The 17,033-nt window shown below is 64.6% G+C and carries 13 protein-coding genes; all 13 read right to left on the bottom strand.

The annotated features are described in order from the left end of the window. The 13 genes from DES47_RS12650 to DES47_RS12590 all read right to left on the bottom strand — a co-directional run bounded on the left by DES47_RS12650 (window position 1) and on the right by DES47_RS12590 (window position 17,001). The gene (locus DES47_RS12650) at window positions 1-981 is read right to left on the bottom strand and encodes an isopenicillin N synthase family dioxygenase (RefSeq protein ID WP_133701070.1); all 981 of its coding nucleotides are present in this window, start codon (window positions 979-981) and stop codon (window positions 1-3) included. Window positions 982-1,020: 39 nt separating this feature from the next. Beyond that, window positions 1,021-1,980 carry a nucleoside hydrolase gene (locus tag DES47_RS12645; protein ID WP_133701069.1) on the bottom strand — a complete coding sequence of 320 codons (960 nt, stop codon included), beginning with the start codon at window positions 1,978-1,980 and terminating at the stop codon, window positions 1,021-1,023. 20 nt (window positions 1,981-2,000) lie between these two features. Then, on the bottom strand, window positions 2,001-2,873 hold the full coding sequence (locus DES47_RS12640; protein ID WP_133701068.1) for a PfkB family carbohydrate kinase: 873 nt from the start codon (window positions 2,871-2,873) through the stop codon (window positions 2,001-2,003). A gap of 20 nt (window positions 2,874-2,893) precedes the next feature. Then, on the bottom strand, window positions 2,894-3,871 hold the full coding sequence (locus DES47_RS12635) for an ABC transporter permease (RefSeq protein WP_133701067.1): 978 nt from the start codon (window positions 3,869-3,871) through the stop codon (window positions 2,894-2,896). An 86-nt stretch (window positions 3,872-3,957) separates the two neighbouring features. Next, a complete protein-coding gene (locus DES47_RS12630; protein ID WP_133701066.1) occupies window positions 3,958-5,052 on the bottom strand; it encodes an ABC transporter permease in 1,095 nt (364 codons plus the stop codon). 133 nt (window positions 5,053-5,185) lie between these two features. Beyond that, complete coding sequence (locus DES47_RS12625; protein ID WP_208114985.1) at window positions 5,186-6,754, bottom strand: ABC transporter ATP-binding protein; 1,569 nt, start codon at window positions 6,752-6,754, stop codon at window positions 5,186-5,188. 28 nt (window positions 6,755-6,782) lie between these two features. Then, a complete protein-coding gene (locus tag DES47_RS12620; protein WP_133701065.1) occupies window positions 6,783-7,793 on the bottom strand; it encodes a BMP family lipoprotein in 1,011 nt (336 codons plus the stop codon). Between the two features lie 26 nt (window positions 7,794-7,819). Continuing rightward, entirely contained in the window at window positions 7,820-8,824 is a 1,005-nt protein-coding gene (locus DES47_RS12615; protein ID WP_133701064.1) for a LacI family DNA-binding transcriptional regulator, read from the bottom strand. 218 nt (window positions 8,825-9,042) lie between these two features. Beyond that, the gene (locus DES47_RS29305; protein WP_133701063.1) at window positions 9,043-9,612 is read right to left on the bottom strand and encodes a histone; all 570 of its coding nucleotides are present in this window, start codon (window positions 9,610-9,612) and stop codon (window positions 9,043-9,045) included. A gap of 235 nt (window positions 9,613-9,847) precedes the next feature. Next, on the bottom strand, window positions 9,848-11,062 hold the full coding sequence (locus tag DES47_RS12605) for a ribonucleotide-diphosphate reductase subunit beta (protein ID WP_133701062.1): 1,215 nt from the start codon (window positions 11,060-11,062) through the stop codon (window positions 9,848-9,850). Window positions 11,063-11,373: 311 nt separating this feature from the next. Further along, entirely contained in the window at window positions 11,374-14,277 is a 2,904-nt protein-coding gene (locus DES47_RS12600; RefSeq protein WP_133701061.1) for a ribonucleoside-diphosphate reductase subunit alpha, read from the bottom strand. Window positions 14,278-14,855: 578 nt separating this feature from the next. Further along, window positions 14,856-15,458, bottom strand: a complete 603-nt coding sequence (gene ampD, locus DES47_RS12595; protein ID WP_133701060.1) for a 1,6-anhydro-N-acetylmuramyl-L-alanine amidase AmpD — start codon at window positions 15,456-15,458, stop codon at window positions 14,856-14,858. Further along, window positions 15,445-17,001, bottom strand: a complete 1,557-nt coding sequence (locus DES47_RS12590; protein WP_133701059.1) for a sigma-54-dependent transcriptional regulator — start codon at window positions 16,999-17,001, stop codon at window positions 15,445-15,447. Before DES47_RS12590 ends, ampD begins: the two co-directional genes overlap by 14 nt. Window positions 17,002-17,033: the final 32 nt, after the last annotated feature.

Raw genomic sequence — 17,033 nt, 5'->3', positions numbered from 1 at the left:
TCAGGCCTTGGCCGCTTTCTCTGCACGCTTCTCGGCGCGGATCTCGTCCAGGCGCTCGGCCAGATAGGCGCCGGCGGTGATGCTGTCGAACTGCTTGGGGTGGGTGGCGTCGACGCAGCTGTCCAGACAAGTCAGGTCCATCTCGGGCCGCGGGTGCAGGAAGAAGGGCACCGAGTAGCGCGAGGTGTGCCACAGCTCGCGCGGCGGGTTGACGACGCGGTGCGTGGTGGACACCAGTCGCTTGTTGGTCAGGCGCTGCAGCATGTCGCCGACATTGATGGTGATATAGCCCGGGGGTGCCTGTATGGCCAGCCATTCGCCGGCCTTGGTCAGCACCTCCAGCCCCGAGGCCGAGGCACCCATCAGAAGCGTGATCAGATTGATGTCTTCATGGGCGGCGGCGCGCACGGCGCTGTCGGGTTCCTGCGTGATTGGCGGGTAGTGGATGGCGCGCAGGATGCTGCTGCCGCCCGTGATCTTGGCGTCGAAATAATCCTCGGGCAGGTTCAGATAGACGGCGATGCCGCGCAGCAGATCGCGGCCACTGGCCTCCAGCGCCTCATAGACCTGCTTCAAGGTCGGCGTGAAGTCGGGCTGCTCGGCAACCTGCACATTGCCCGGCTCGCTGCCATGCAGCGCATCGCCGGCCGCATGGGTCTGGCCGTGCTGCCAGAACTCCTTCATGTCGGCCACCTTCTCCGATTTGGCCACCTCGGTGCCGAAAGCGCTGTAGCCGCGCTGGCCCTTCAGACCCGGCACCTCGTGCGCCTGCTTGGTCGCCACGGGCAGCTTGAAATAGTCCTCGACCTGCTGGAACAGCTTGTTCTGCAGCGCATCGTCCAGATCATGGCCGGTGACGACGGCAAAGCCTATGCCGGAGAATGAGTCGCCCAGGGTCTGGATGAAGCGCTGCTTGCGCGCCGGGTCGTTGCTGCGGTAGTCACGCAGATCAACGGTTGCGACGGGGAAGGGATTCGACATGATGGCTCCAAACGGTAGTAGCGATTCGACCTGCGCAGTTCAAGGCGCTGTCTTGATCACGTCCTCGATGAACTTGAGCACGCCTTCGCTGTCCACCGTGGTGCAGACCTCGACGTTGGTGCGCTTGCCCCAGCCGGGCTCGGCATACATGAAGCCGGCCGGGCCGAACAGCGTCTTGCCCAGGGCCAGGCCCTCGGTGACGACCTCGATCTGGCCGCGCTGGGTGCCGAACAGGTCGGGACGCAGCACCTGCACGACGGTGGCCGGGTCATGGACGCAGAAGCCGTCGAAGCCGGCCGTGTTGCGATAGAAGTTGGCGTAGAACTCGCAGATCTTGGCGAGAAAAGCCCCGACCTTGGGCGAGTTCGCGCACGCGGCGTTCATCCGCGCCTCGGGCATCACCGTCTGGTGCGTGACGTCAAGGCCGACCATGACGATCGGCCAATCGGCGGCGAACACAACTTGCGCGGCGTGCACGTCATTCCAGATATTGGCCTCGGCCGCCGGTGACACATTGCCGCCGCGATAGACCGCACCGCCCATGATCACGACCTGCTTGACCTTGGTCTTGATGCTGGGGTCCAGATGCAGGGCCAGCGCGATATTGGTCAGCGGGCCCACCGGCACCAGGGTCACCTCACCGGGGCGGGCATTGATCTGGTCAACGATGAACTGGGCGGCCGAGCGCGGGTCCGGCTTGAAGTCGGCGGGGTAGGCGACGGCTATGTCGCCGAAGCCATTCTTGCCATGGACGAAGTCGGGATAGGGGTGCAGGTCGTTGACCAGAGGCGTGGCGGCACCCTGGGCCACCGGCACCGATTTGGGCATCAGCGAGACCAGGAAGCCGGCATTCTTGGTGGCCTGCTCGACACTGACGTTGCCGAAGATCGTCGTCAGGCCCAGCAATTCGATCTCGGGGCTGTAGGCGGCCAGCATCAGGGCCAGCGCATCATCGACGCCGGGGTCGGTGTCGATGATCATCGTGTGCTTGGTGCTCATGGGGGTTCCTTGTGTAGGGATCAAGACAATTCTGAACGCTGCGGAATGGAGGCCGCCGCGCCGCGCCGCGACACGGTGATGGCCGCGGCCTTGGCCGCCAGATGCAAAGCGGGCTCGACAGCCATGCCCTCGTCGAGGCCGGCCAGCAGATAGCCGGTGATGGTGTCGCCAGCGCCGGTGGTATCCACCACCTGGGTCGGGTAGCTGGGCACCTGCCACTGCTGTGTGCCCTGCGCGGCCCACAGGCCCTCGGCGCCCAGGGTCACGACGACCAGGGTGTCGGGGCAGCGCTGGCGCAGCGCGGCATAGGCGGCGGTGAGATCACTTTCACCGCTCAACTGGCAGACCTCGACCTCGTTGACCAGCAGCAGGGCCAGCCGCTCCAGCGGCAGCTGCGCCAGCGCCGGATCGCAGGGTGCCGGGTTGAAGGCCACCTTGCGGCCGGCGGCGGCAGCCAGGTGAATCGTCTGGGCGACGACATTGGTCTCGTTCTGCGTCAGCACCCAGCCGTGATCGGGGTAGCGCTGCAGCACGCCGGCCACATCGGCCTCGGCCAGCGCATGGTTGGCGCCCTGGTAGAGCAGGATGCAGTTCTCGCCCTGGGCATCAATCTGGATGATGGCGTGGCCGGTGTCGGCGCCGGTCTCGAACACGTCCAGCAACGAGATGCCGGCCGCCGTGATGGCGGCGCGCACCCAGCTGTCGTCACGGCCGATCGCACCGAGGTGCACGACCTCGGCACCGGCGCGCTGCAACGCGATCGACTGGTTCATGCCCTTGCCGCCCAGGCCGCGCAGATAATGCTCGCAGCTGGCCGTCTCGCCGGGCTGCAGAAAGCGCTTCAGCTGATAGCTGTGATCGACATTGATCGAGCCGATGTTGATGATTGCCATGGTTGTTGTTCTGTCTGAAATCAACGTTCTTTGACATAGGGCCGACCCACAGCCTTGGGCGGCACGGCCTTGCCGATGAAGCCGGCCAGCAGTATCACCGTCAGCACATAGGGCAGGACCTGGAACACCTGGGTCGGCACCTCCCCCACCCAGGGCAGGCTCTGGCCCTGCAGCCGCGCCTCCAGCGCCGTCAGCAGGCCGAACAGCAGGCAGGCCAGCATCGCCGACACCGGCCGCCATTTGCCGAAGATCATCGCCGCCAGCGCGATATAGCCGCCGCCGGCCGTCATCTCGCGTGCGAAGGCGGCATTCTGCGACATCGAATAGTAGGCCCCGGCCATGCCGCACAAGAGGCCGGTGCCGATCAGCGCCTGGTAGCGCAGCAGCGGCACCGAGATGCCGGCGGTATCGACGGCATTGGGCTCCTCGCCGACGGCGCGCAGGCGCAGGCCGAAGCGGGTCTGGCCGAGCAGAAAGACCATGGCCGCGACGATCACAAAGGCCAGATAGACCAGTATCGTGTGACCCGACAGTACGGTTTTATAGAACGGCCCCAGCACCGGCACGTTGGCAGCCAGGTAGTCGGCGCCGGGCAGGAAGATCGGCGTGAAGCGCTGCTCGTTGCTGAGCATCGGCGTCTGCCCGCCCTGCTCGAACCAGGCCTGGCCCAGCACCAGGGTCAGGCCCGAGGCGAGGAAGTTCAGCGCCATGCCGGAGACCACATGGTCGCCCTTGTAGCGAATCGTCGCCACGCCATGCAGCAGGCTCATCGCCACCGCCACCGCCATGCCGGCCGCCAGGCCCAGCCAGGGCGACTGCACCAGGCTGGCCACGGTGGCGGCCGCAAAGGCACCGACCAGCATCTTGCCTTCCAGGCCGATATCGACGGTGCCGGAGCGCTCGGCGAGTATGCCGCCCATGGCCGCGAGAATCAGCGGTGTGGCCAGCCGGATGGTCGAGGCCAGTATGCTGAAGAGATTGAGGATAAGGTCTTCCATGATGGCCTCAGTGCCGCCCGGCCGTTCCGCAGGAACTGAGCGCCCCCCTGGGGGGCAGCGAACAAAGTGAGCGTGGGGGTTTCATTTCAGCGGGCCACGCTCTTCAGTTGGCGGCGCAGATACCAGCGCTCCATTGGATCACGCACCAGGCGGTCCAGCGCGGCGGCGAAGAACACCACCAGGCCCTGGATGACCAGTATCAGCTCCGGGCTGATGCGCGGGAACTCCAGTTGCAGATCGGTGCTGCCCTGGTACAGCGCGCCAAACAGCAGGGCCGAGGCCAGCACGCCCAGCGGATGGTTGCGGCCCATCAAGGCCACGGCGATGCCAAGAAAACCCATGCCACCGGTGTAGTTCAGCACCAGCCGGCCCTGGGCGCCATAAACGTCATTGACCGCCATTAACCCGGCCAAGGCACCCGAGATCAGCATCGCGATGACGATCATCGAAGTGGCCGACAGTCCCGCGTACCTGGCGGCACGCGGGTTCTGCCCATAGGTGCGCAGCGCGTAGCCCAGCCGCGTGTACCAGAGCAGCCACCAGACCAGGACTACGCAGATCAGCGCCACCAGCAGCGACAGATTCAGATAGGACGGGCCGACCTCGATGCCCATAGATTGCAGCCAGGGCTGGGCCTTGGGCAATAGCGCTGCCTCGGCGATGGGGCGTGTCTCGATCGCCATGCCCTCGGTCGAGCGGATCGGCCCGGCCAGCATATAGTTCAGCAGGCCTGCCGCAATGTAGTTGAACATGATGGTGGTGACGACCACATGGGCGCCCCGCCGCGCCTGCAGATAGGCCGGCACCAATGCCCAGGCGGCACCGAACAGCACCGCCGACAGGATGGCCACCAGGAACATCAGCGGCGCGTTCAGCGTGCCGTCGAGCCACAGGCAGGCCAGCGCCACGCCCAGGCCGGCGAAGTAGGCCTGGCCCTCACCACCAATATTGAACAGCCCGGCATGGAAGGCCACGGTCACGGCCAGGCCGGTGAAGATCAGGCTGGTGGCGTAGTACAGGGTGGACGACAGCCCGGCTTGCGGATCGAGCGCGCCGACCAGCATCACCTTCAAGGTGGCGAAGGGGCTCTCACCGACACCGAGTACGACCAGCGAGGCCACGGCCAGCGCCAACAGCAGCTGGACGCCGGGAATGGCCAGGCCATTCATCCACCATGGCATTTTGTTGGTGATCGGCTTTGGCTTAGGCACCGGCGCCGGCAAGCTACTTGCAGCTTCGCTCATTGGTGCACCCTACGCACTTCGTGCAGTCCCGCCAAGCGGGAATTCGCCCCTTCGGGCGGCCGTACGGGGCTCATGCTGCAGCCTTCTCTTGTGTCATCAGCATGCCGACTTCCTTGGCACTGGATTGGGCTGTCTCGACGATGCCGGTGATGGCACCGCAATTCATGACCATGATGCGGTCGGTCAGCGCAAAGATCTCTTCCAGCTCGACCGAGACCAGCAGGATGGCGGCACCGGCGTCGCGGGCGTTGATCAGCTCGCGGTAGATGCGCTCGATCGCACCCAGGTCCACGCCGCGCGTCGGCTGGCCGACCAGCAGGACCTCGGGCCGGCGCGCCATCTCACGCGCGATCACCAGCTTCTGCTGATTGCCGCCCGACATATCGGCCGTGCGCAGGCTGGGCAGCACCGGCCGCACATCGAAGGCCTCGATCAGTTTCAAAGTGCGCTCGCGGATGCGCTTCGGTGAAAGCCAGGCCCAGCCGCCCAGTTCGGCATCCTGATGGAAGCCCAGCACGGCCGACTCCTGCATGCTGAAGTTCTTGATCACGCCCTCGCCCAGGCGGTCTTCCGGCACATGGCCGCAGCCGTAGGCGCGCAGCTCGGAGGCCGGCAGCCAGTGCTTCGCATCGAAGCGACGCTGCTGACCGCGCGTGTTCAGCTGCAACTCGCCGGCGCTGGGTTTGAGCAGCCCGGCCAGCACGGCCAGCAACTCGGTCTGGCCATTGCCCGACACCCCGGCAATGCCCAGGATCTCGCCGGCGCGAAGTTCGAAATCCAGACCCTTCAGCCGCTCAACGCCGCGGGCATCGTGAACGCGCAGATTCTTCACGGCCAGGCGCACTTCGCTGTCAGCGCCGGCCTTGCTGCCCTTGTCCACTTGCAGCAGCACCGGCCGACCAATCATCAGCTCGGCCAGCTCCTCGCGGCTGGTGTCCTGCGTGCGGCGCTGCGCGACCACGCGGCCGGCACGCATCACGGTGACGTTGTCGGTCACGTCCATGATCTCCTGCAGCTTGTGCGTGATCAGCACCACGGTCACGCCCTGGGCCCGCAACTCGCGCAGGATGGTGAACAGCTGGGCCGCCTCCTGCGGCGTCAGCACGCCGGTGGGCTCGTCGAGTATCAGGATGCGGGCGCGGCGGAACAGCGCCTTCAGAATCTCCAGCCGCTGCTGCTCGCCGACCGGCATCGCCTCGACCAGCTTGTGCAGGTCCACCGGCAGATGGTGGGTCTCCATCAGGGTCTTGAGCCGCGCCTCGGCCTTCTGCCGCGCCTTGGCCAGCAGCCAGCCGTCCTCGGCGCCAAGCAGGATGTTCTCCAGCGCGCTCAGCGGCTCGACCAGCATGAAGTGCTGGTGCACCATACCCACGCCCTGCGCAATCGCCTCGGTGCTGCTGCGTATCTGCACCGGCTTGCCGGCCAGGCGGATCTCGCCCTCGTCGGCCTGGTAGAAGCCGTAGAGGATGGACATCAAGGTCGACTTGCCCGCGCCGTTCTCTCCGACGACACCATGGATGGTGCCGGCGGCGATCTTCAGCTCAATCTGGTCATTGGCCAGCACGGTGCCGAAACGCTTGGTGATGCCAAGCATTTCGACCGCATAGCCCATGGGTGCGGGTGTCGTATCGCCACTCATCACAAGTCCGTGTTGACCGCTGCAACGCTCACTTGCATTCGTTCTTGGCCATGTAGTCGATGACCTTGATCTTGCCGCTGACGATGTCGGCCTTGATCTGGTTCACCCGTTCCTCCATGGCCTTGGTGACCAGCGCGCGGTTGTGCTGGTCCAGTGCCCAGTCGATGCCGCCCTCCTTCAGGCCCAGCGAGGTGATGCCGGCGCTGGGTGCGCCCTTGGCGCCATCGTTGAAGGCGTTCTGCACTGCCACATCGACGCGCTTGACCATCGAGGTCAGGATGGTGCCCGGGTGCACATAGTTCTGATTGCTGTCCACACCGATGGCGAACTTCTTCGCGTCCTTGACGGCCTGGAACACGCCCATGCCGGTGCCGCCTGCCGCCGCGAAGATCACGTCCGCGCCGCGGTCCATTTGCGAGCGGGCCAGTTCGCCGCCCTTGGTCGGGTCATTCCAGGCCGCGGGCGTGGTGCCGGTCATGTTGGAGAACACCTCGGCCTTGGGATTCACGAACTTGGCGCCCTGCTCATAGCCGCAGGCAAAGCGACGAATCAGCGGGATGTCCATGCCGCCGACAAAGCCGACCTTGCCGGTGGTGGACTTCAGAGCCGCCAGCGCGCCAACCAGGAAGGAGCCCTCCTGCTCGCGGAACACGATGGACTTCACGTTCGGCTTCTCGACCACCATGTCGATGATGTAGAACTGCGTCTTGGCGAACAGCGGTGCCACCTTTTCCATCGAGGCAGCGCCGCCGAAACCCACCGTCACGATCGGGTTCTTGCCACTCTGCGCCAGCTTCTGCAGTGCCTGCTCGCGCTGCCCCTCATTGGTCATCGTGAACTCGGCGTACTTCTTGCCGGTGGCCTTCTTGTAGGCCTCGGCACCCTCGTAGGCCGACTGATTGAAGGACTTGTCGAACTTGCCGCCCATGTCGAACACCACGGCCGGATCGGCCTGCGCCATCGCCTGCGCACAGGCGCCCAGCAAGGCCAGACCGAGCAGACGTTGAACAGGCTTGGAGAAACGCAGTACTTGGGTCATAGAAAACTCCCGTGGACAGGGTTGGGTCAATAGTGCCGCACTGCGGCGGTGGATTCTCTGAGCATCAGCTCGGGCGCCAGCACCAGTTCCTGCGTGGCATGGGTCGGTGACTCGATGCGCTGCATCAGCATGCTCGCGGCACGCTCGCCGAGCTTGCGAATCGAGTAGCCCACTGTGGTCAAGGCAGGAAAGGAATAGGCGCCCAGATCAATGCCGTCAAAGCCTATCACCGATACCGCGCTGGGCACGGCCAGGCCGCATTCGGCAGCGGCACGGAGCACACCCAGGGCCATCAAGTCATTGCTGGCAAACACGGCGCTGACCTCATTGCGCTCGAACAGGCGCCGGCCGGCGGCATAGCCCGAAGAACTGCTGAAGTCTCCTCGCTCCAGCCAGGAACTCTCGGGCGCGATACCTGCAGCAAGAAGCGCCTGACGCCAGCCGCCCTCGCGCGAGTTGCTGACCTCGAATGACTCGGGGCCGCTGATGCAGGCAATCTTGCGATGACCGAGCGAGAGCAGATGCTCGACCGCCAGCCGCGCGCCGGCCTGGTTGTCGATACGCACCAGATCGGCCTCGACGCCGGGCATGCGCCGGTCGACGATCACCGAGGGCATGCCATAGGCCGCCCAGCCATGGGGCAGCGACTCCGCGCCGCCGGCCGAAGCCAGCAGCATGCCGTCCACTCGCCGCTCGACCAGGGTCTGCAGATAGCGCGACTGCCGGCCCGGGTTGTCGTCGCAATTGCACAGGAACACCGAGTATCCGGCCTGGTGGGCGCAGTCCTCGACGCCCCGGGTCAGCTCGGCGAAAAATGGGTTGGTGACGTTGGGCACCAGCACGCCGATGATGTGGGTCTCGCTGGTCTTCAGCGAGCGTGCCACCGCGCTGGGAAAGTAGCCCAGATCGGCCACCGCCTGCTGCACACGCGCCCGTGCCGATTCGCTGACCGGCCGCGTGCCATTCAAGACGTGCGAGACCGTGGTGAACGACACCCCTGCTCGTGCTGCAACGTCCTTGATGGTGCTCATGCAATAGATGACAAAGTGAGGAGGCTTGTGGCTGGATCAGGCCCGCGCCACTATAAGCGCAAACGTTTGCTATTGTATATTTGCGCCGATCAAAAAAGGCAGGGGCTCGCATCAGGGGTTTCCCTTCTCCCAGCACCGTTGGCGCATGAGAGATGCGATGTCCACAGTCATAAAAAAACCCGGCCGAGGCCGGGTTTTGACTGTCACGAGACCTATCCTTACGGCTTGTTGCCGGTCGGGAAGGGCCAAGCAGCTTGCGGGCTCAGCGCGGTCTTGGCAGACGACGCCGGAGCCGCGGCAGGCTTCGGTGCGGCAGGTGCCGCAGGGGCAGGGCCACTTTTCTTTGCAGCAGGCTTCTTCGCAGCCTTTTTGGCGGCCGGCTTTGCAGCAGGCTTCGGTGCAGCAGCGCTGGACTTCTTGGCAGCAACCTTCTTGACGGGTGCAGCGGCCTTCTTGGCCGGGGCTGCAGCCTTCTTCGCGGGTGCAGCGGCCTTCTTGGCCGGAGCTGCTGCCTTCTTCGCAGGTGCCGCGGCCTTCTTGGCCGGAGCTGCCTTCTTCGCCGGAGCGGCTGCCTTCTTCGCCGGAGCGGCCTTCTTTGCCGGTGCAGCGGCCTTCTTTGCCGGTGCAGCGGCCTTCTTCGCCGGAGCGGCTGCCTTCTTCGCAGGTGCAGCCTTCTTCACCGGGGGCTTCTTGGCGGGTGCCGCGGCCTTTGCCGGTGCAGCTTTCTTCGCTGCGGCCTTCTTAGCGGGTGCGGCTTTCTTGGCCGGCGCTTTCTTTGCAGTTGCCATTTCAATCTCCTTGATCAAGTTAAAAGAGCACTGCCCGAGTCGATCTAGCTCGGCTCGATGCAGTTATCCACCACCCGAAAGTCTGCCCAGGAGGGGCGCCCCGGTGCGGTGAATGGGGTCGCAAGACACAAGCGCAATGCTTCTACGGCATCACTGATCTGTCTTGCCAATCTATCTTTCGTACTGCTTGATCTCGTGTTCTTGAATCGCTGAAAGCGCCGCGCTGTTCAGTGCCTCAGTCCCACGAGAGTGCGCCACCGGATTGGTACTCGATGACGCGGGTTTCAAAGAAGTTGCGCTCCTTCTTCAGGTCGATCATTTCGCTCATCCAGGGGAAGGGGTTCTCTTCATTCGGGAACAACTCTTCCAAACCGATCTGGGTGGCGCGGCGGTTGGCGATGTAGCGCAGATAGCCCTTGAACATCGACGCATTGAGGCCCAGCACGCCACGCGGCATGGTGTCCTCGGCATATCGGTACTCAAGCTCCACTGCTTGAAGGAACAGCGCCTTGATTTCGGCCTTGAAGGCCGCCGTCCACAGATGCGGGTTCTCGGCCTTCAGCTGGTTGATCAGGTCGATGCCGAAATTGCAATGCATCGATTCGTCACGCAGGATGTACTGGTACTGCTCGGCCGCACCAGTCATCTTGTTCTGGCGACCCATGGCCAGGATCTGCGTGAAGCCGACGTAGAAGAACAGGCCCTCCATCAGGCAGGCGAAGACGATCAGGCTCTTCAGCAGCGTCTGGTCGTTCTCGGGCGTGCCGGTGTTGAAGTGCGGGTCCATGATCGCGCCGATGAAGGGGATCAGGAACTCGTCCTTGTCGCGTATCGACTTGACTTCGTTGTAGGCGTTGAAGATCTCGGACTCGTCCAGACCGAGCGACTCGACGATGTACTGATAGGCGTGCGTGTGGATCGCTTCTTCAAAGGCCTGGCGCAGCAGGAACTGGCGGCACTCGGGCGCGGTGATGTGGCGGTAGGTGCCCAGCACGATGTTGTTGGCGGCCAGCGAATCGGCGGTGACGAAGAAGCCGAGATTGCGCTTGATGATGCGGCGCTCGTCTTCGCTCAGACCGTTCGGGTCTTTCCAGAGCGCGATGTCGCGCGACATGTTCACCTCTTGCGGCATCCAGTGATTGGCGCAAGTGGCGAGGTACTTCTCCCAGGCCCATTTGTACTTGAACGGCACCAGCTGATTGACGTCCGTCTGGCCGTTGATGATGCGCTTGTCGGCCGCATTGACGCGGCGTTGAACGGGTGCCACTGTGGCTGCGTTCGAAGCGGGGGCGAGGACGGTGGAGATGGTGGGGGCCGGTGTGTTTGCGTCGGCCGTGAAGGCTGCATTTGCAGACGCCGATGCGGCCGCGCGCGGTGCGCTGGGCTCGCTCGCTGCGTTCAACGCATTGAGACTTTGAGAGGGCTTAAATTCTTCTTCCCAAACCAACATGGTGGACTTCCTATGGTTGCGGATTATCTGAGTGTTGCGTTCAAACACCAAGGACTTCTTGACATCAAAGCGACTTCGCTGTTGCTGGTGTGCATCGAAATTGCGTGATCAATTTGCGTGATCACGTCGAAGCGAAAGAGGTCCGCGATGCGAGGCCTTCAGACCTGGTCTCGCGGACCCGACTTTCACATCAACTTCGAAGGCTTCATCAACTCGCGATGCGTGCAACAGGATGTCAAACGAGGCACTGAACTTCGCGCGATGTCGGCAACAAGATCTGCCGAGTCGCGCGTCACTCAGTGCACTTCAAATCACTGGCAGGCTTCGCAATCAGGATTGTCGATAGAGCAAAATTTCACATCGGTCGCGGGCTCGCCGAGCATCGCTTCAACGCCTGCATCGGCAGCGGCCACAGGCGCCGAGTACGAGCTCACTTCGGCCGTGCTGTTCGACACCGAGTTCATCTGGCCGGCCTTGACCGTGCTCTTCTCGGCGTGCGTGGCGCCCATCGTGCGCAGGTAGTAGGTGGTCTTCAGGCCGCGGGTCCAGGCGAGCTTGTAGGTCTCGTCCAGCTTCTTGCCGGAGGCACCTGCCATATAGATATTGAGCGACTGCGCCTGATCGATCCATTTCTGGCGGCGCGCGGCGGCTTCGACCAGCCACTGCGTCTCGACTTCAAAGGCCGTGGCGTACAGCGACTTCAGCTCTTCCGGTGCGCGGTCGATGCGGCGCAGCGAACCGTCGAAGTGCTTCAGGTCCATGACCATCACGTCGTCCCACAGACCCAGGCGCTTCAGGTCGCGCACCAGGTATTCGTTGATGACGGTGAACTCGCCGGACAGATTCGACTTGACCGAGAGGTTGCCGAAGCAGGGCTCGATCGAGGCATCCACGCCGATGATGTTGGAGATGGTCGCCGTCGGCGCGATCGCCACGCAGTTGCTGTTGCGCATGCCGTGCTGGCGGATGCGGGCGCGCAACGCGTCCCAGTCCATGCTGGTCGAGCGGTCCACTTCCACATAGCCGCCGCGGGCCTCGGCCAGCAGATCGATCGAGTCGATCGGCAGGATGCCGCGGTCCCACAGCGAGCCCTTGTAGGTCTCGTACTGGCCCCGCTCTTCGGCCAGCTGGGTCGAGGCCCAGTAGGCGTAGTAGCAGACGGCTTCCATCGAACGGTCGGCGAACTCGACGGCCGCTTGCGAGGCGTAGGGTGTGCGCAGCGTGTACAGCGCGTCCTGGAAGCCCATGATGCCCAGGCCCACCGGGCGGTGGCGCAGGTTCGAGTCACGCGCCTTCTTGACCGCGTAGTAGTTGATGTCGATGACGTTGTCGAGCATGCGCATCGCCGTGGCGATGGTCTTCTTCAGCTTGGCATGGTCGATGCTGCCGTCGGCTTGCAGGTGGCGCACCAGATTGACCGAGCCGAGGTTGCAGACGGCGATCTCGCTGTCATTGGTGTTCAGCGTGATCTCGGTGCACAGATTGGACGAGTGCACGACGCCGACATGCTGCTGCGGCGAGCGCACATTGCAGGCGTCCTTGAACGTGATCCAGGGGTGGCCGGTCTCGAACAGCATCGACAGCATCTTGCGCCACAGGTCCTTGGCGGGCATGCGCTTGAACAGCTTGATCTCGCCACGGTCGGCCTTGGCCTCGTAGGCGGTGTAGGCCACTTCGAAGGGCTTGCCGAACAGGTCGTGCAGGTCCGGGCAGGTCGACGGCGAGAACAGCGTCCAGTCGCCGCCTTCCATGACACGGCGCATGAACAGATCGGGGATCCAGTTCGCGGTGTTCATGTCATGCGTGCGGCGGCGGTCGTCGCCGGTGTTCTTGCGCAGCTCCAGGAACTCTTCGATGTCCAGGTGCCAGGATTCCAGATACGCGCAGACCGCCCCCTTGCGCTTGCCGCCCTGGTTCACCGCCACGGCCGTGTCGTTCACCACCTTCAGGAAAGGCACCACACCCTGGCTCTTGCCGTTCGTGCCCTTGATGTGCGAGCCCAGTGCTCGCACCGGCGTCCAGTCATTGCCCAGACCACCGGCGAACTTGCTCAGCAGCGCGTTCTCTTTCAACGCTTCGTAGATGCCTTCCAGGTCGTCGCCGACCGTGGTCAGGTAGCAGCTCGACAGCTGCGAGCGGCGCGTGCCGGAGTTGAACAGGGTCGGCGTGCTCGACATGAAGTCAAAGCTCGACAGCACTTCATAGAACTCGATCGCGCGGGCTTCGCGGTTTTCTTCGCGCAGCGCCAGGCCCATGGCCACGCGCATGAAGAAGGCCTGGGGCATTTCGATGCGCACATCTTCAATATGCAGGAAGTAGCGGTCGTACAGCGTCTGCAGACCCAGGTAGTCGAACTGCAGATCGCGCTCGGCCTTCAGTGCGGCACCCAGCTTGGCCAGGTCGTACTCTTTGAGCAGGCGCTCGTCCAGCAGCTCGGCCTGCACGCCCTTGGCGATGTAGCCGGGGAAGTACTCGCCGTAGCGCTGCTGCATATCGCCTTGCAGCACTTCCTGGCCGAGGATCTCCTTGCGGATCGTGTGCAGCAACAGGCGGGCGGTGGCGTGCGAATAGCCGGGGTCCTTTTCGATCAGGGTGCGGGCGGCCAGGATGGCGGCCTTGTAGACCTCGTCCAGCGGCACGCCGTCATACAGATTGCGCAGCGTCTCGTTCATGATGGGCTCGGCCGTCACGTCCGCGCCCAGGTTCTGGCAGGCGGCGGTGACCACGGTGCGCAGACGCGCCAGGTCCAGCGGCAGGCGCTGGCCGCCATCGATCACGTACAGGCCGGAAGAGTGGTCGGGCACCGGTACGGCATGGCTGGCACGCTCTTGCGAACGGCGCTCGCGGTACAGCACATAGGCGCGGGCCACTTCGTGATGGCTGCCGCGCATCAGACCCAGCTCGACCTGGTCTTGCACGTCTTCAATATGGAAAGTGCCGCCGCTGGGGCGCGAACGCATCAGCCCACGCACCACCGCTTCGGTCAGCGCGTCCACCGTCTCGCGCACGCTGGCCGATGCCGCGCCCTGCGTGCCATGCACGGCCAGAAACGCCTTCATCAGGGCCACCGCAATCTTGCTCGGCTCGAAGGCCACCACGGCGCCGTTGCGACGCAGGATCTGGTAGCCCTGGTAAGCCGACTGCGGGCTGCTGATGGCGTGGGGCGGCGCGGCTTGCAGCAGGGTGCTGGCTTCGGGCGTGTGTGTGGATTGCATGGATTCCCTCTTGTCTCGACGACGGTCAATCAGAAAAACTCTGAAACAAAAAACAGCGGCGCAACACCTGCCAGTCCTTCCGATCAGGCGCAGCGCGATTTCATTTATCGACTTGGCTCCAACCGGTGGAGATCATTCCCGTCAGGGCCTGGCCTGGGGGCGGCACTCGAGTCGAGTGGTATGTTGATCTCTGCTCCTGCCCACAGGACGGTGGCGATGGCGACGACCGGTGTATGAAACAAACCAGTCGATGGACTATCAGGCACTACGGTAAAGGCAGGCATATTGTTGATTTGCCAGGCGGTCAGTATAGCGTGAAAGAACACTATATCTGGGGGGGGCACCCCTTTCAAGCACTACCGCTAGCGTTCGACCCCCATTGACCGCCCGGGCGACTCGCGCTAGGCGCATGGCCCTGTCCGGGGTGCCGAGGACACACATCGGATGCCAGGTCTCACCGACTCTGCGTTTGCCAATCGCAGGCCGCGCCGGCATTGGCTTGGCGGCCCATTTCGCGCGCCAGGCCGCATGAATGCTGGCGCGACGCGAGGCCCATCCGCGTGCGGCAAATGACCCTCTCAGCCCCCCGACTCGCCCGACAAGACCAGGCCCTCGGGGAAACACCGAGCGGGCCAGCCCAGGCCTTGCGCGAGCAGCGCCCACTCGAAGCCCGCACCCGGGTCGCTCTTGCGCCCCGGCGCCACATGCTCGTGGCCAACGACATGGGCAATCGGATAGGCACCGGCCAGATCGTGCAGCAGCTGCACCAGGGTCCGGTACTGCGGCGCTTCGAAGCTGAGGCCTTCCAGGCCCTCGAGCTCGATGCCGATAGCGAAGTCATTGCAGTTGCTGCGGCCTTCGAACTGCGAGGCCCCGGCATGCCAGGCCCTTTGCTCGCAGGACACAAATTGAAGCAACTCGCCGTCGCGCCGAATCAGAAAATGCGCGGACACCTGCAGCCCGCGAATGCCCTGGTAATAGGGATGGGCGTCCCAGTCGAGCTGGTTGGTGAACAGCCGCGTGATCGCCTCACCACCGTACTCACCCGGCGGCAGGCTGATCGAGTGGATCAGTGCCAGGCTGACCGGCAGCCCGGCGGGCCGCTCGTTGCAATTCGGCGAGGCCAGATGAGCGGCCCGCGCATACCAGCCATCCGCAAACAGCGGCTCAGTCGCCGTCACCGTCGCCCCCTGCCCCTTCGGCCCCCACACCGAGCCGCGCCATGCGATAGCGCATCTGCCGCAACGACAGGCCCAGGCTCGCGCCGGCCGCCGTGCGGTTGCCGCGGTGGCGCTCCAGCGCACGCATCAGGATGTCGCGCTCGACCTCGTCGAGGTACTGGGCCAAGTCGCTGGGCAGCGCTGCCGGCGCATCGGTGCCGGTCTCGCGGCCGGTTGGTGCCGGCAGATCGAGCAGGGCATCGAAGCTGGCCTGGCTGCTGTCGGCAAACGCCGCATCGGGCAGGTCCAGATCGGCCAGATCGATCTCGGCGCCGCCGGAGAGGGCCAGCGCGCGATGCAGCAGATTCTCCAGCTCGCGCACATTGCCCGGGAACGGGTAGCGCGCCAGATGCGAGAAGGCCGCCGGCGTGAGCCGAGGCGTCGGCGACACCCCGGCATCGCGTGCAATACGCTCCAGCACATGCTCGGCGATCTCGCGCAGGTCCTCGATACGCTCGCGCAGCGGCGGCACACGGATCTGTATGACGTTGAGGCGGTAGAACAAGTCCTGCCGGAAGCGGCCGGCCAGCACCTCGGCGCCGAGATCCTTGTGCGTGGCGCTGAGGATGCGCACATTGACCGGCAGCTCATGCACCGCACCCACCGGCCGCACCAGACGCTCCTGGATCACGCGCAGCAGCTTGCTCTGCATGCTCAGAGGCAGCTCGCCGATCTCGTCGAGGAACAGGGTGCCGCCATTGGCGGCTTGAAAGAAGCCTTCGCGGTCTTCATTGGCGCCGGTGAAGGCGCCCTTGCGGTAGCCGAAGAATTCGGCCTCCAGCAACTGCTCGGGAATCGCGCCACAGTTGACGGCGATGAAAGCCTGTGCCGTGCGCGGGCTGACCTCGTGGATGGCCCGCGCCACCAACTCCTTGCCCGTGCCGGACTCGCCTTGCACCAGCACCGGCGCCATGCTGCGCGCCACCTTCTCGATCAGGCTGCGCACCTGTTGCAGGGCCGTCGAGCCGCCGGCCATGCGCTGCAGGCCGGTGGCCAAGGCCCGCGCTTGGGCTTTGGCGACGTGCTTGGGCTCGGCGGCCAGTGCGGCCTGCCTGGCTGCTTGGTCGGCCGCCGGCTGCCCTTGCTCGGACGGCAGCCTGGCCGGCACAACCGAAGGCCCCTGCTGCGGCATGCGGCCCAGCGCCGAGGCAACGACCATGCGGAACTGGCGCAGGTCCACCGGCTTGGTCAGATAGTCATAGGCGCCGGCCTTCAGCGCCTCGACCGCATTCTCGGCCGAGCCGAAGGCGGTGATGACGATGGCCTTCTCGGGTCGGCCCGTGGTCTCCAGCCATTGCAGCAGATCCAGGCCCGAGCCATCGGGCAGGCGCATGTCGGTGATGACGGCGCTGTAGCGCTGCCGCTTCAGATGCGCCATCGCCTCCTCGAGCGAGGCGGCCGTCTCGATGCGGTAACCCTCACGCACCAGGGTCAGCTCATACAAGGTGCGCAGATCGGGCTCGTCGTCCACCACCAGCAGGCTGAATTCGACTTCTGCGCTCATGAGAAACAAACGCCGGGCCGCCCCAAGTTGTT

Source organism: Roseateles toxinivorans, assembly GCF_004362525.1.
Lineage (GTDB): Bacteria > Pseudomonadota > Gammaproteobacteria > Burkholderiales > Burkholderiaceae_C > Paucibacter > Paucibacter toxinivorans.
This window is presented reverse-complemented; position numbering and strand designations above follow the sequence as displayed.

Coding starts and splice junctions, on each gene's coding strand:
- DES47_RS12650 (WP_133701070.1), bottom strand. CDS start 981: ATGTCGAATCCCTTCCCCGTCGCAACCGTTGATCTGCGTGACTACCGC.
- DES47_RS12645 (WP_133701069.1), bottom strand. CDS start 1,980: ATGAGCACCAAGCACACGATGATCATCGACACCGACCCCGGCGTCGAT.
- DES47_RS12640 (WP_133701068.1), bottom strand. CDS start 2,873: ATGGCAATCATCAACATCGGCTCGATCAATGTCGATCACAGCTATCAG.
- DES47_RS12635 (WP_133701067.1), bottom strand. CDS start 3,871: ATGGAAGACCTTATCCTCAATCTCTTCAGCATACTGGCCTCGACCATC.
- DES47_RS12630 (WP_133701066.1), bottom strand. CDS start 5,052: ATGCCATGGTGGATGAATGGCCTGGCCATTCCCGGCGTCCAGCTGCTG.
- DES47_RS12625 (WP_208114985.1), bottom strand. CDS start 6,754: ATGAGTGGCGATACGACACCCGCACCCATGGGCTATGCGGTCGAAATG.
- DES47_RS12620 (WP_133701065.1), bottom strand. CDS start 7,793: ATGACCCAAGTACTGCGTTTCTCCAAGCCTGTTCAACGTCTGCTCGGT.
- DES47_RS12615 (WP_133701064.1), bottom strand. CDS start 8,824: ATGAGCACCATCAAGGACGTTGCAGCACGAGCAGGGGTGTCGTTCACC.
- DES47_RS29305 (WP_133701063.1), bottom strand. CDS start 9,612: ATGGCAACTGCAAAGAAAGCGCCGGCCAAGAAAGCCGCACCCGCTAAG.
- DES47_RS12605 (WP_133701062.1), bottom strand. CDS start 11,062: ATGTTGGTTTGGGAAGAAGAATTTAAGCCCTCTCAAAGTCTCAATGCG.
- DES47_RS12600 (WP_133701061.1), bottom strand. CDS start 14,277: ATGCAATCCACACACACGCCCGAAGCCAGCACCCTGCTGCAAGCCGCG.
- DES47_RS12590 (WP_133701059.1), bottom strand. CDS start 17,001: ATGAGCGCAGAAGTCGAATTCAGCCTGCTGGTGGTGGACGACGAGCCC.